Genomic DNA, 1,249 nt, shown 5'->3' on the forward strand with positions numbered 1-1,249 from the left:
AAACAAAGCAAGACACATTATCTTTCCAAAACAAAACGAGCGTGACTTGGATGAGATACCCGATCATGTGAAGAAAGGGATAGAATTCCACCCAGTAGAACGCTTTGAAGAAGTACTGTCTCTGGCATTACCTGAATAAAAACTATAAAATTTATCACTATTATTGAATTTAAATTGGCAGTACGTGGCCTGTTAGGGAAAGTTCGCCTGTCATTACTAGCCTTTGGGTTATTACTTTGTCACGCATTAGGGAAAGAAGCGCCACTGCCATTGTAATGCCGGCGGAAGGGCCGTCTTTGGGAGTCGCGCCTTCGGGGATGTGCAGATGAATGTGGTTTTTGTCAAACCAGTCCTTGTCTACATTGTATTTTTCCACCGCCATTTTGCGCGCGACGGTCATGGCGATTTCGGCGCTTTCTTTCATCGTGTCGCCCATTTTGCCTGTCAGCGTTATTCCCTCTTTTCCGGGAAGCGATGTCGCTTCGATTACCAATGTGTCCCCGCCCATGCTTGTCCACGCGAGGCCTACCGACATTCCGGGTTTATCCGCAGTTTTAATGTCGTCTTCACGGAAAATTGGTTTGCCCAAATGTTTTTCTATCAGTTTTTTATCAATATTAAAACGCGGTACTTTTTCTTCGTTTTTTTCCTGAGCGTCTACTATCTGTTTCGCCAGTTTGCGGTGAATCTTATCAAGATTTTTTTCAAAATTACGCACGCCGGATTCACGCGCGTAACAGTTAGCGATATGTAATAGGCTGTCTTTTGTGTATTTTACCTGATTTTTTTTAAGGCCGTTTTTTTCAAGGCTCTTTGGCAAAAGATAACGCTTTGCGATTTCCAGTTTTTCAGTATCGATGTAACCGGGAAGCTGAATAATTTCCATGCGGTCAATTAACGGCACGGGGATAGTATCCATTGTATTTGCCGTAACGATAAAAAACACGTTGGAAATGTCAAACGGCAAATCAAGGTAATGATCGCGGAAAGCGTTGTTCTGTTCGGGATCAAGCACTTCAAGGAGGGCGCTTGCGGGATCGCCTTGAAAACTCGCGCCCATTTTATCGATTTCGTCTATCATAAAAACGGGGTCTTTAGTCTTAACAATTTTTAACCCTTGAATAATTTTTCCCGGCATCGCCCCGATGTATGTGCGCCTGTGCCCCTTGATTTCCGCCTCGTCCCTCATTCCGCCGACAGAAAACCGGAAAAATTGCTTGCCAAGCGCACGGGCAATTGATTTGCCCAC

General features: G+C 44.5%; 1 protein-coding gene and 1 pseudogene. One reads left to right on the top strand and one right to left on the bottom strand.

All coding sequences use genetic code 11. The features are described 5' to 3' along the window. Nucleotides 1-139 (top strand): S16 family serine protease (locus ACYVRA_RS06570; RefSeq protein WP_461251948.1); only part of this gene is annotated, 139 nt, incomplete at its 5' end. A 33-nt stretch (nucleotides 140-172) separates the two neighbouring features. Here the strand turns inward: ACYVRA_RS06570 and ACYVRA_RS06575 are convergent. Then, nucleotides 173-1,249: pseudogene (locus ACYVRA_RS06575) on the bottom strand (S16 family serine protease); the annotation flags it as partial.

This window comes from Treponema sp. R8-4-B8, assembly GCF_054786175.1.